The sequence below is a fragment of the Paenibacillus sp. OSY-SE genome (assembly GCF_000283315.1).
In the GTDB taxonomy this organism is placed as follows: Bacteria; Bacillota; Bacilli; order Paenibacillales; family Paenibacillaceae; genus Paenibacillus_B; species Paenibacillus_B profundus.
This window is the reverse complement of record NZ_ALKF01000172.1, coordinates 1-13,227: the sequence shown is the minus strand read 5'-3', so window position 1 is coordinate 13,227 and position 13,227 is coordinate 1. Positions and strand designations below refer to the sequence as shown.

Below are 13,227 nucleotides of genomic sequence, written 5' to 3'. Positions count from 1 at the left end.
GTTTATAGGTATATTGAACCATTCGACACGAGCTGCCAAAATCCTCCTTCACCGTCTTCATTTTATTTTCGCGTCTTTTGACCTATATACATCGAACGAAATATTTAGAAATACGTTCGAAAGAGATGGGCGCATTATGCTTGTCCGTCATTTATAAGTTTATATTTCATCGCATATTCAACAAGTTCGCTTTTTCTAGAAACATTAAGTTTATTCATCATTCTCGTCTTATGAGTATCAACCGTTTTGATGCTTACTGTTAATTCCTGAGCTGTCTCAACTAGCGTATATCCTCTCGCAAGAAACCGCAGCACCTCGCGCTCGCGCGGACTTAAAATCACGTAAGGATTCCGCGATTCTGCTTCTCTTGGCGTTTTTTTGAGCATCGATGACAGCAAGGTCCGAGTTTCTTGCGGCCGAAGGTATACGTATCCGTTCATAACGGAATCAATGGCTGTGTACAATTCTTCATCTACTGCCGCCTTAGGAATGTAGCCCGATGCCCCTGCTTGCATGATTGAAGTGATGTAATCTTCATCTTCATGCATGGTGAGCACGATGACTTTCGCTTGCTCATGACGCAATTTGATTTCTCTGAGAACCTGAATGCCGTCTAAGCGCGGCATACTGATGTCGAGTATTAAAATATGAGGTCTTACTTCTTCGTAAAGCCGAAGGGCTTCAATTCCATCGGCGGCTTCGCCTACAACTTCCAAGGATGGTTTTTTCTGCAGCAGCAGCTTCAAGCCCGCCCGCAGCAAAGCGTGGTCATCAACTAGCATGATTGTTATTGTCTGTTCCATCACTGCACCCTTTTTCCAGCTCTAGCGGGATAGACACCCTAAGTTCGGTCCCGCCGACACTCGTAGTTTTGACAAAGAATGAACCGCCAAGCAGCTCGGCTCTTTCCTTCATACCGTATATTCCGATCCGATTTTGCTGGCGAGCCCTTTCAAAATCTTCCGGCCGGATACCGTGACCGTTATCATGGATAGTCAGTTGTATGCAATGATCTGCGATTCCCATCGTAATCTCAATCTGGGTCGCTGCTGTATGCTTGACTACATTCGTCAAGCTTTCTTGAAGAATTCGGTACAAGGCTACAGCAGTATGACTATCAATGACGATATCATCTTCGGGGGCGAATAGATTCACTGCAATATCGTGCTTCTCTTCAAACTTTTGCACATATTTCTTGATTGCTGGAATTAATCCCATATCATCTAAAATAGGCGGTCTTAATTCTACCGCTAAATCTCTAATTTCCCGCAAAATACTCGCTGCAATCTCCCGGCTGGTATGAAGCAGCTCCTGCTGCTCGGCATCTTTCGCTTCATTAGCCAGCACACGCATGGTAACCATTAGTGAAGTAAGAGCTTGGCTTGTTTCATCATGAAGTTCGCGGGAGATTCTTTTTCGCTCATCTTCTTGAGCGGATAATAGCTTCAAGATCAACGTGTCGCGAAGCCGCTCTTTATCTTGCAGCTCCTTCAACAGCATTTCTACCTCGGTGTTGGAGCTAATCAAGTTGTCAGCCATTTCATTAAAAGCCTGCGCTAGCTTCCCCACTTCATCGTTACTCTCGACTTTAGCCCGCAAGGACAACTTCCCGGCTGATATGCCTGTTGCAACAGCAACCAAGTTATTGATCGGTTTCGTGATAAAGCGAGTAACATAATAAGTAATTCCGGCTGTGCCTATGCAAACCAATAATGTTGCAAAAATCAACTCACCAATCTTACTAAAAATATAGGTTTGAGCGGCTGTTTCCGCCATGCCAACGCGAACGAATCCTACATCTCCCCCCTCGATGGGGACAAGGATATCGTGGATAGTCCCTTCATCTGAAGTTAGTGCCGCAACTTGCTGGCCATCCAGACCATCGGGAGTATGCGCGCTTAATATCCCCTTCGGCAGATTGCCGGAGAACGTATCCCCCACAAGCCCGTTATTGCTATTGATTATCAGGATATAGCGAACGTCCTCATTCGCCTTTTGTGCCTGGGAGATAAGCAGATGAATCGAAAATTGATCATCCGTAAGAATATAGTCGGAGCACAAGGCCGCGATATTATGCGCAATATTGGCGCCGCGTTTTTTAAGCTCTTCGGTCATCATGTTCGTAAGCGAATCCCAAATGATCCACCCTAAGACAGAGGCAAGAAAGAGCAGCGCAACGAAGATGGTTCCAAATATTTTCTGATTGATCCGAAGCTTGCTCATCCATCTCATAGGCGGCCTCGTTTATAGAACCTTTTACTGTAAGCGGTATCATAGAATTGCGGGTCAAAAGGGACAAAACGGTCAATAAACAAACCCTGCAGCGCTGGTTGTATGGCTGCTTGCTCGTGCATGGACAAAAACAACTCTTTAATGATGTTCTTGTCTTCATCCGGTAAGCTGCTGCTGATTACCACCGGACCGGTGCCTGCCGGTTCTGATTTGGCGATTATTCGCAAAGTGTCGGCTAATTCAGGATCTTTCAGCTTGGCTTGTTCGTAGACCAAGCTATTCACGGCTGCGGCGTCGACAACCCTGTCTATGACGGCTTTAAGCGAGCTTTCATGATTGTACGTGTACACATAGCGGCCAAAGAAATGCTCTGGCGTTTCATCGAATTCAGCCAGCCTTTCGCTCACAAAAATATAGCTGGAATAACTGAAGGGGTCGGTAATCGCGATGCTTTTTCCTCTTAAATCGTTAATATCTGTACAGTTGCTGTCATGATTTACGACAAGATAACCGTAATAATACGGAACTCCCATTCGCTCCTGCATCGCAATCGCTTCAAGCCCCTCAACTTGCTTGTAGGTTAGATACGCGCCTGACGACAGCAAAGCGATGTCAGCGCCGCCATTCATCATTAACATGCTTATCTCGTTGTAGCTCTTGCGCTGAATGAGAATAGCAGGTCTGTTAAGCTTCTCCCCTACATAATCGGCAATTGTTCTGTAGTGCTTAATCGTCTCGCTCGGTGACAGCACACTTGAAATGGCCACACGCACCGGGGATGGTGTTCCATCTTGAGAATCGATAGGGGCATCGTCCGGCTCGGAAAAAACAATGTGATAACTCGAACGACTGTTGGAACATCCTGACACAAGTACGGCAAGCAAAATAATAAGCAGTATCCTCGGCAGCCTGAGCATGATTTACTCCATTCTTCGCAAGAGATTCCCGCAGAAGGCATCTGCACTCTGGGTCGCATTTCGCATCCCCAAGTATAGCATGAAACTGGATGCATCCTCTATAAACTAAGCCATTTTCAGCATTTTCACGATATTGCTCATCATCTTTACATCTTCTATAGGAATTTTTCTGACAACACCTCCTCTTTATCCTACAAAAAATCAGAACTTTGCTGATAGTTTTGCAGGTTGAACTGGCACGATAATAAAAAGGTGAGGAACACGATCATCAAAAAGCGGGGAGGTCATGATGACATTAGGAATTTTTTTGGAATCACTATTTTGAAAGCACTATCATGAAACCGGCATTAGAAGCAGTTGCCGTTACTACAAATGTGTTCATTAACAGCTAAGAATCGAGGATGATGGTATGATTTCATTTTTAAAGCCTAAAACCGCTACTACAAAAATAGCGCCGGAACATGTTCAAAAAACCTATAAGCTCTTCCGGCTGCAGTCTTTATTAGGTGTGTTTTTCGGTTATATGGCCTATTATATTGTCCGCAATAATTTTGCATTATCCACTCCTTATCTGAAGGATCAGCTCCATCTTAGCGCTACAGAAGTCGGGCTATTAAGCAGTTGTCTGCTCATTGCTTACGGAGTCAGCAAGGGCCTCATGAGCAGTCTTGCGGATAAAGCCGATCCGAAAAGATATATGGCGCTTGGTTTGCTCATGTGCGGACTGGTCAATATTATGATGGGATTCACTACGGCATTCTGGATGTTTGCCGCGCTCGTTATCCTGAACGGAATTTTTCAAGGAATGGGAGTCGGGCCTAGCTTCATTACCATCGCGAACTGGTTCCCGCGCAAGCAGAGAGGCGTTGTCGGCGCCATCTGGAACATCTCGCATAATCTGGGCGGCGGAATTGTAGCGCCTATCGTAGGTGTCGGCTTCGCTATGCTTGGCTCCGAGCACTGGCAAGCGGCAAGCTACCAGGTGCCGGCAGCAGTCGCTATCGTGTTTGCCATGGTCGTATTAGCCCTGACCAAAGGCTCCCCGGTAAGCGAAGGCTTGCCCCCGTTGAACGAAATCGTCAAGGACGAATCGGACCCGGCTATGCAACAAAAGGCTGATTCCAAACCGCCAGAAGATATGACGGTCTGGCAAATCTTCAAAAATTATGTATTGTTCAATAAAAATGCATGGTTTGTTTCCTTTGTAGACGTTTTCGTGTACATGGTTCGTTTTGGCATTATAAGTTGGTTGCCCATTTATCTGTTGAGTGTAAAACATTTCAGCAAAACCGAAATGAGCGTTGCCTTTTTATTTTTTGAGTGGGCAGCTATTCCTTCCACGCTCTTGGTTGGTTACCTTTCGGACAGGTTTTTCAAGGGATACCGCATGCCACCGGCTATCATTGCTATGGTGTTGATTTTCTTCTGCATTATTGGTTACTGGCAGAGCGGCACTTTACTTGGCACTACTATCTTCGCCGCCATTATCGGTTGTTTGATTTACGTCCCGCAATTTTTGGCTTCCGTGCAGACTTTGGAGGTTGTACCGCCATTCGCCGTAGGGTCTGCGGTTGGCTTGCGCGGCTTCATGAGCTACATTCTGGGTGCGTCTTTAGGTACTACCCTCTTTGGCGTAATGGTTGACAAGGTGGGCTGGAATGGCGGCTTCTATGTGCTATTGACTGCTGTTGTCTGCTGCGTTATTTTCTGCATACTGGCCCATATGGGGGTAAAAGAGCTGGAACGCAACAAGAAACAAGCAGCTTTGGAATCATCAAAAACGGCCTGAACTCTGAGCAAGCACATGGCCCGCAGGATGGACACTGTAAAAAGAGAAAAGAGTGCCCCTGCGGGTTACAGTTCACAAGTATTCATTCCATAATCAGAAAGAACGAAGTCATGCCGAACGATTTATAAATACTTCAGTAGGAGCTTCTTCCAACTTGAGAATCATACGACTCATTGTATTTGTTGTAGGATGAGGTTAGCACTTTAGGCTGGATGGTTGGGAGTGTTGAGGAGCTGAATCCAAAAAAAGCGCTCTGTTGCGATTGGAACATTTCTAGCAACTATTATCTTGTTCACGATCGATGGGTTGTTGGTTCATTATGGTCAATGATTTGACGGATTTGGATTGATAATGACATGAGTAATTGTCGCAACCATTCCAGGATTATCCCCTCATCATCAGGATGGATTCCCAGTCCTCAGGGAATCCGATTCGTTCTAATTCAATCACGTCTTTGTACTCAGTGAGCAATGCTTCTAAGCGAGTTACGAAATCTGTCCACTTATTTCGATCAGGAATGAGTTCTTTTAATACGTATAAGTGTGCAAAAATTTTTCCTTGTTCAATTCCCAGCTGTTTTGATTTCCGATCGAGTCTCGGTTTGCTTGTAAGTGGTCGGTTATACAATCGACCGTAATGAGCACATATATTGCGAATATAGGACAAACACTTAAGCCAGCTTTCGAGGTAAATAACAGGGGCTCGACGATAATTACTTTTCGCAATGTGATTCTGATCATCACGTTTCATATTGGAAAAAAGTTTAGAGAGCGCTCCGAACGAAAGAACTTCAATAGCTACCCAGACGGGTATTTTCCCTTCATACTTCTCAATATGATGTTTTATGAATATCTCCTGAGAACGCTTTATCTCTTTTTCGAGTTCAATCAGAAACACTTCATGATTTCTAAAATGTTCCTGTTCTAAATGTCCCAAAGCACCGTATGTATGAGCGATGTAGTATGAAATATGAGTACGGAAAGAAATTTCCACTTGCTCAACCACTTCCATAATGATGTAGCGAAATCGACGATCAAACTCGTATAAAGCGAGTAGCTGTTCGAAAGTTGTGTCGATATGATATTTATCATCATGCTTGAGACTTAATCCGTATGCGCTTAACCGGTAATAATTGATTTGTTGCAAAGTACGAACGGCCATATCCTCATTATTAACATTGAGTCCACGGCTTTTGAGAATATTTAATTGTTGTTCATATGTTGCCGGGGGCTTGACAGACTGAGCAGGAACATGTTCCATAAATTTTCCTCCGCGAATAAAAAGGCCCACCTTGGTACGCATTGTTAAGAGGCGTGGTGGGAACTGTTGACTTAATCTTACTAAAGATGTTGACTATAGTCAATGTACGAGTGGAACATTTAAGGAGATACAATCAGGTAAATGCTCTGCACTACCAACAACGCACCGCGCGCTCCACATGTGCCGTAAAGCAAACACCTGATTATAGCTAAGCTAAGGTCAAGCCTGAATCGGCATCCTTAAATCAGCTTCATTCTTATATTCATTATTTACTGGCATAATCCATAGTCGCTGTATTCAGCATGGATTTCCAATTAGCAAACCCCGTCTCTCTTGCAACATGCCGATCAAAAAGTTCGTCAGGAATGTTATTGATATCTTCTCGCGTCTTTACTTGAAAGTTGCCTTTCTCTAAAAACTCTCCAAAACTTTTAAAGTTGGAATGCTTAACCATGAATGATTCATTGAACAACTCGTCTAATGAAATATGACTCGAATCTTCTTCAATCGTTCTCTGGCCTTGCAATTCCTTCAACAGTTCGTCAAATGACATTGGCTTCTTCTTGTGCTTTCTCAGATTACCACTCCTAGATTTGTTTTATGAATTCCAGCAATGTTATTTGCTTGTTTTACTTCCTTTTTTGAACCACTTCGACTTGGGCTTGAGCATAGGGTTTGCCTTGGATTTGGCAGGTTTTAAGACTGCTGGTGTCGATGAGCCTTCCGCCTTTAAAGTCTGAGTTGTACGCAGCATCGGATAAGGATGGTCCTTCACTTCATGAATGATCTTTCCGATCAATTTCTCAATATCTTTGAGATACGGTATTTCTTCAATTTCGCAAAGGGAGATAGCGATCCCGCTCAGTCCTGCTCTACCGGTACGGCCAATTCGATGAACGTAGGTTTCTGGAACATTAGGGAGATTGAAATTGATCACATGAGAAAGCTCCTCAATATCAATTCCTCTCGCTGCGATATCCGTCGCTACCAACACTCGCGTTACGCCACTCTTAAAATTGCTCAATGCAATCTGGCGGGCATTTTGAGATTTGTTGCCATGGATGGCCTGAGCGGAAATTTTCACTTTAGCCAGTTCACGCACAACGCGGTCAGCGCCATGCTTGGTACGGGTAAACACGAGTGCCGAAGCAATGGAGTTATCTTTTAAAAGATGATTCAATTGCTTTTGTTTGTTTTCCTTATCTACCAAATAAACAGATTGCTTTATTCTATCCACAGTAGAAGACACCGGCGTGATTTCTACTTTCACTGGATTAACCAGCAGCGTTTTGACCATTTTGGATATTTCTGGCGGCATCGTAGCTGAGAAGAAAAGAGTTTGTTTCTTGCTGGGCATTTTTGTGATGATTTTCTTCACATCATGGATAAAACCCATATCCAACATGCTGTCGGCTTCATCCAGTACTAATATTTTGACATATTGCAAATCGATACTCTTCTGATTCATCAAATCGATGAGTCTGCCTGGAGTTGCAATAATAATATCAGCACCTTGATGTAACGACCGTTCCTGTACTTTTTGTGAAACGCCACCAACGATAGCCGTGCAATGCAAATCGGTGTATTGACTGAACGCTTGCATGTTATCAGAAATCTGAAGAGCAAGTTCTCTTGTCGGTGTTAGAATCAATGAGCGAATACGGCGTTTTGAATTGGGTCTGCTATGCTGTTCGCTTAATAGTTGGACAATCGGTACAGCAAACGCGGCCGTCTTCCCTGTTCCCGTCTGAGCGCAGCCAAGTAAATCTCTGCCGGCTAACACAGCTGGGATCGCCTGTTCCTGTATGGGTGTTGGCGTAGTATAGTTCTCTTTACTTAAAGCATTTAAAATCGCGGGTATAATATTCAATTCTTTAAATGTCATGTGTCTCCTTAATTTTAAATATATTTAATCTTATCAACGTACCTTTTAACTTCTCTTACAGCATCTCCACAAATCGTTTCCTTATATCCTAACATACTAGGATAGCACAAATGAGTACAAAAGAAAAGCGGGCATAGCCCGCTCCATAGCACTGTATCTGGTTATTATTGACAACAGTTTGAATCCAACTATATAATGATACTATGAAACTATTTAAGTATCATGAGTTTCATTATTACGGAATGGAGGTTGTAACATGAACAACATTACAAAAAAAGATTGTATGATCGGTTCCTTCCTTTCTTTGTTTATGGTTTGTTTATTTACCTATCTGAGCTCGGGTTATGAATTGATTGTGACGTTTGTTATCGGGGTTCTATTTGCATTTGCTATATTTCTAACCTTATATCGAAGAGGCTGGGCTTTAAGCGAACCGCTGAGCATTCTCCCGCTTTACTTCGGAATACTGTCATGGCAGTTTATTCATTTTTCCGAAGAATTTATAACTGGCTTCTCCAGTCAATTTCCTGCTATTTATGGGGGAGAGGCCTACTCCGTTCCTTTCTTTTTACTGCTCAATATGATCTCCTATTCCTTGTTTACGGTCACCGCTATACTAGCCTTTGTTAAACGTCTGCCTTTCCTTCTCATTCCGGCACTCTTCTTCATTGCATACGGAGCTTTAGGCAATGCAATCGCCCATACAACATGGAGCATCTACTTCGGGAAATACTTTCCGGGACTCTACACCGCGCAGTTGTATTGGATTCTTGCGCCGCTGTTCCTCAGACGGCTGACAGGCACATGGAGCGTTACGCTAAAGCTTATCATCCCCTACGTTGTCTTACTGCCAATTGCATTAATTTGGGCACTTGTTTAGAATGAAGCTATCGAAGTGCTGGTTACGGCCAATTACCCTCTATCATCAGGAAGGAATGCAATATGAGCAAAAAGACAGAAGATAAGATCCTCAAGCATGCAACATCTCTGTTTTTCCAATATGGCTATTCAGCCGTCTCTGTCGATGATCTGGTGAAAGGCATTGGCATGAGCAAAGCCACATTGTACCGGTATTATGCATCCAAATATGACCTGCTTGAGATTGTAATTGAAAACATGTTCCAAGAGATTAAACATGATATTTCTGAACTAAGCGCAAGCGAGCTCGATCCCTTACAGAAGCTTCGTACTTTTATGACGTTGATGACGCAGCGATTAAGCGCCATAGAGAGGTCTGCACTGGAGGATATCAAAGAGAGCGTAGCGGTTCTGCATGACAAGTTTACACGCCTCCGTAAAGAGGTCATTATCCATCATCTGGTGAAAATATTGGAGGATGGAGGGCGGCAGGGGGTATTTCGCCAAGAGATTGATCAACAGGTTGTGGCCTACATCATATTTGCTTCTATTGAAGAGTTAACCTCCACTGAATTTTTGGCACACCATAGTTACCGGTTCTCCGATGTTTTTGACATGGTGCTGTCAACTGTCATGTATGGGAATGTCGTGAATAAAGCGGGCCAATGATAATCGCTCCATAGATAGATTGTGAGCAACTATTGTAAACCCGCTCTAACTGTGTTTTCTAGATATACCGTGACTGAATTGCACTAAAACTACTGTTATACATCTACGCTATGAAGTGCTTCTAAAGCTTCAGCTTCCGTCTTCTTAAAAAACACTCGTGTTCCCTGGTTGCATTCATAGATAAAGTCATTCAGACTTTTGCTGTGATAAGATTCAAATTCACCAACGATCGCAATGATGATGTGATAGTTCGTATATTTCTGCAAAATTTCACCGGCAAGTTTTGTTTTGAGCTCAAAAAAATCTTCTGTAAGATGCTCTTTCCTTACCAGGATTTTATCGCAGCCGTTATATCGAACATTGGCCATTAGATCCAGGGCGTCGTTGACGTTGTTTATTATTACGCTATCGCTTGAAATGACGGCTACTTTAGAACCATTCTGCTCATTAATGTTGATCTCCATTTCTCCTCACATCCCTTTCCAAGTTATTTGTTCGTTGCAGCGATAACAATAGCGATTAGTACTAAGATTGAAGCAGCGGCCAGTAATCATTTGCGTTCACCAATTCGACACCTGACTGAGGCAACGTTCTACACCTGTTTGCGGGCCACCAAAAAGCTGCTTTCCCTCATGCACGCTCAGGGGAAAACAGCTTCTGGGTTGCTGAATGAATTAGGCTTCGCCTGCCGGTGGCGTGAAGGTGCGTTTGGCCAGCTCGGAATCAAGCATATAGAAGGCGTTGCTGTCATTATCAATGCGGCGCAGCTTCTGGATGATGCTGTCGAAGGTGGCTTCCTCCTCCACTTGCTCATCAATAAACCACTTGAGGAAGTTAATTGTCGCATGCTCACGCTCATTCCACGCAATATCGGACAATTCATAAATACGCTTCGTCACGGTTTGCTCATGCGCATAGGAATGCTCAAAAGCGTCCAGCAATGAGCTGTATTCATTCTGAGGGTGCTCCATGCCGCTAACAACGGCACGTTTGCCCAATGTATTAATGAAGTGGAATATTTTCATTCCATGGAACTTCTCTTCTTCCGCCTGCACGATGAAAAAGTTCGCAAACCCATCAAAGCTCTCCGACGAACAATAAGCCGCCATAGCCAGGTACACCTGGGAAGAATAAAATTCATAATTCATTTGATCGTTCAACTTCGCGAGCAGCTTCTCACTTAACATCGGATCACTCTCCCTTAATAGCTTGTCTAGATGAAAGGTAAGCACATACCGCTTGTACAAGGAACTAGCGCGGCCTTACGGTGCACTGCCCAACTGGCATCATTCTTTATCCTGTACAGACATGCTTCCTTCTATTCTCAGTATGTTGGAAATGAGCGGAGATGTAAAGGGGGACAGGCTAAAGACAATGTAGATCCATAGCTTAGATGCCACTCTGAGTTCGCCATTAGATTTTCCCAGATATCGATTATATCCCCCGCACTGCCTTGCTTATTACTTCCATCTAATCTTCCTTTAACTCTCTGACAGTTGACTCTTGGTACACTTTAACTCCTGCTTCAACCATTGTTGATACTACGAAATATTTTCCTTTCTTTCATTGATAGAGGTAAACTGTCAGGATCAATATGCTGCCGGTACGTATCTGAGTCCATTCTAAAAGCATTAGCCTTACCTTGTATTAGTTCTTCAAATACCTACAAGCATCTTTACCCCATGCAAATCAAAATAACTAAACCGATTTTTGAAAGCACTCTCTATTTACGAATGCAACAGGAGTCACGCCGGCGTTAGCTGTAGATATTCTCGTAAAATGATATTTTGAAAAAGTTAGCAATGCTGCGAGTTGTTTCAGGTTCAGTTTCTGCTTGCTGTTTTTTTAATGTATGAGATGACTTTATCGATCCTGTCTTTGTAATCATTATTCATTGGATTATCCTCAATAAATATAATTCAGATATTCAATTAATTCACTGCTTATTGAGCATAATAGAATCCTAGCCTATGTGTTGCTGCTCGTTAACTCAATTTAGATATTGTTGGAATATAAAATATCCTTTAGTCTGACTGATATGTTTCGTTTTTCATATAGTTTAGGAAATACATACATATCTAAAAACGACAAAGCAATTCCTAAGGAAGTATTACCTGTACCCACAGCATTGGGAATGATAAAACGTAATGTCTTTAATACTCCTTTGTCAAATGCCGATTCTTTTATTTGCAAAGCACTTAAATAGGCATCCGAAATCATTTTCGGATCGGAAGAACTTAAATTTGATATTAAATCTCTCAAGCTTCCTGCTCTTTTGCGAATTTCCAATATGTTCTTGAAGTTCACTACATTGTTCGAAATTAACATATCCATTCTAGGTATCTGTTCTATCTCAAATATTTTTTCCAAAACATTAATATTGTTAACCGGGTCTTTAAACAATCTTGAATATTTACTTTCCATAATATCTATGGTGCTTTCATTTCCCCATATACTATCAGTTTTTAACAGAGCAGAAGAATTAGTAAATATATTCGCACGCAAAAGAACAAACATGAATACGCCTAAATAAGGAAATAAAGCTTCTTTCTGAGAGTCATTCAATAACGGTGCCACTAGTTCATAATTGCCATCATTGTTTGTTCGAATTGAGTATGGAATATTTAATGAGCAGTTCGAAAGATACATCTTTCTACTAATAAAATTCAGGAAGAGTTTCCTATCACTTAATTCACTAGAAATATTCCTTTGAATAACATTCTGGTTTAAATCAGAATAAGGTATCACTCTCTGATTATCTAATAATAACCTGACAAATTTCTTTTGTTCTTTTTTCGACAAACTATTTTTTTTACCGATTTGATAAAGACACTTCTCATTTTCATCAGAAGGATAGTTACCGGCATCTTTAATAAACGATTTTCCAAATACAAACTTCGCATTATTTTTCTCTGAAATATTTAACGTAGCCTTTTCAATATTAAACGTTAATATTTGTTGTTCAAGAAGATCGCATAAAATTTTCACGGGTATATGTTTTAATACACCTTCTATACCATGGACAAATGAACTTCCCAAAGAAAAAGAAAGTTTTTCGTAAGTAAGCAAGCCCTCAAAAAACATGGCCTTATCAAAATCATAAGGACTTTTAATAATCTTTTGCATATTTGTTACATCAAACAAATCAAAAGCTACGCTATTAATTGACATAAAAAAACACCCCAACAATTAATCTTTGAACTGTAATCCATAGGATAGATATTTAAAAAAAAGAGCCTCTGTCCATACGAGATGGAGTTCCGCTTTGGCTTAATGCTTTCATTTTATTTGTAATATTTCTTCCAAAATAACTAATAAACGTTCCTCATAGTTCAAAGTCCTAGCAAAGCTTAGATTTCCAGCTTTCAACTAACTCATCTAATATTTTCCCTTTATTTTCTTTGTTCATTCAATTATCTCCACCATTCCCCGTCATATTTCGACATGATAAAGATATTTCCTCTAAATAAAATGCCGCTTAATAGACAGCGGCATATCTTCATTTTTGATTGTTATACCTCAACTTTCGCAGAGCCGAACACGGCTTAGTTGTTTGTTCTGTATGAGCCTAGACTAAGTTAAATATAACTCTTGAAAAATAGAAAAACACCGCTTCG

12 protein-coding genes are annotated in these 13,227 nt (G+C 41.8%); 3 read left to right on the top strand and 9 right to left on the bottom strand.

What is annotated here, in order from left to right:
• Positions 1-134: 134 nt before the first annotated feature.
• The 3 genes from A372_RS0110905 to A372_RS33740 are packed head-to-tail and all read right to left on the bottom strand — an operon-like array spanning position 135 to position 3,149.
• On the bottom strand, positions 135-803 hold the full coding sequence (locus A372_RS0110905) for a response regulator transcription factor (RefSeq protein ID WP_019420880.1): 669 nt from the start codon (positions 801-803) through the stop codon (positions 135-137).
• On the bottom strand, positions 772-2,232 hold the full coding sequence (locus A372_RS0110900; protein WP_019420879.1) for an ATP-binding protein: 1,461 nt from the start codon (positions 2,230-2,232) through the stop codon (positions 772-774). The genes A372_RS0110905 and A372_RS0110900 overlap by 32 nt, the downstream gene beginning before the upstream one ends.
• Positions 2,229-3,149 carry a substrate-binding domain-containing protein gene (locus tag A372_RS33740; RefSeq protein WP_019420878.1) on the bottom strand — a complete coding sequence of 307 codons (921 nt, stop codon included), beginning with the start codon at positions 3,147-3,149 and terminating at the stop codon, positions 2,229-2,231. The genes A372_RS0110900 and A372_RS33740 overlap by 4 nt, the downstream gene beginning before the upstream one ends.
• Before the next feature lie 409 nt (positions 3,150-3,558).
• Between A372_RS33740 and pgtP the strand changes: the two genes are divergently transcribed.
• Positions 3,559-4,938: a phosphoglycerate transporter PgtP gene (gene pgtP, locus A372_RS0110890; protein ID WP_019420877.1), complete on the top strand. Its 1,380-nt coding sequence runs from the start codon at positions 3,559-3,561 to the stop codon at positions 4,936-4,938.
• Between the two features lie 384 nt (positions 4,939-5,322).
• On the opposite strand, the gene A372_RS0110885 is transcribed toward pgtP, so the two are convergent.
• The 3 genes from A372_RS0110885 to A372_RS0110875 form a co-directional block, all read right to left on the bottom strand.
• Positions 5,323-6,198 (bottom strand): Abi family protein, encoded by an 876-nt coding sequence (locus A372_RS0110885; RefSeq protein ID WP_019420876.1) that lies wholly within the window; start codon positions 6,196-6,198, stop codon positions 5,323-5,325.
• A gap of 265 nt (positions 6,199-6,463) precedes the next feature.
• A complete protein-coding gene (locus A372_RS0110880; RefSeq protein WP_019420875.1) occupies positions 6,464-6,751 on the bottom strand; it encodes a hypothetical protein in 288 nt (95 codons plus the stop codon).
• 63 nt (positions 6,752-6,814) lie between these two features.
• Positions 6,815-8,083: a DEAD/DEAH box helicase gene (locus A372_RS0110875; RefSeq protein WP_019420874.1), complete on the bottom strand. Its 1,269-nt coding sequence runs from the start codon at positions 8,081-8,083 to the stop codon at positions 6,815-6,817.
• A gap of 256 nt (positions 8,084-8,339) precedes the next feature.
• On the opposite strand from A372_RS0110875, the gene A372_RS0110870 reads away from it, so the two are divergent.
• Both A372_RS0110870 and A372_RS0110865 read left to right on the top strand, forming a co-directional pair.
• The gene (locus A372_RS0110870; RefSeq protein ID WP_019420873.1) at positions 8,340-8,963 is read left to right on the top strand and encodes an HXXEE domain-containing protein; all 624 of its coding nucleotides are present in this window, start codon (positions 8,340-8,342) and stop codon (positions 8,961-8,963) included.
• Positions 8,964-9,025: 62 nt separating this feature from the next.
• The gene (locus A372_RS0110865; RefSeq protein ID WP_019420872.1) at positions 9,026-9,610 is read left to right on the top strand and encodes a TetR/AcrR family transcriptional regulator; all 585 of its coding nucleotides are present in this window, start codon (positions 9,026-9,028) and stop codon (positions 9,608-9,610) included.
• A 95-nt stretch (positions 9,611-9,705) separates the two neighbouring features.
• On the opposite strand, the gene A372_RS0110860 is transcribed toward A372_RS0110865, so the two are convergent.
• The 3 genes from A372_RS0110860 to A372_RS0110850 all read right to left on the bottom strand — a co-directional run bounded on the left by A372_RS0110860 (position 9,706) and on the right by A372_RS0110850 (position 12,781).
• On the bottom strand, positions 9,706-10,074 hold the full coding sequence (locus tag A372_RS0110860; RefSeq protein WP_019420871.1) for a DUF4180 domain-containing protein: 369 nt from the start codon (positions 10,072-10,074) through the stop codon (positions 9,706-9,708).
• A gap of 210 nt (positions 10,075-10,284) precedes the next feature.
• Positions 10,285-10,797: a ferritin gene (locus A372_RS0110855; RefSeq protein WP_019420870.1), complete on the bottom strand. Its 513-nt coding sequence runs from the start codon at positions 10,795-10,797 to the stop codon at positions 10,285-10,287.
• An 808-nt stretch (positions 10,798-11,605) separates the two neighbouring features.
• Positions 11,606-12,781 (bottom strand): hypothetical protein, encoded by a 1,176-nt coding sequence (locus A372_RS0110850; protein ID WP_019420869.1) that lies wholly within the window; start codon positions 12,779-12,781, stop codon positions 11,606-11,608.
• Positions 12,782-13,227 lie beyond the last annotated feature (446 nt).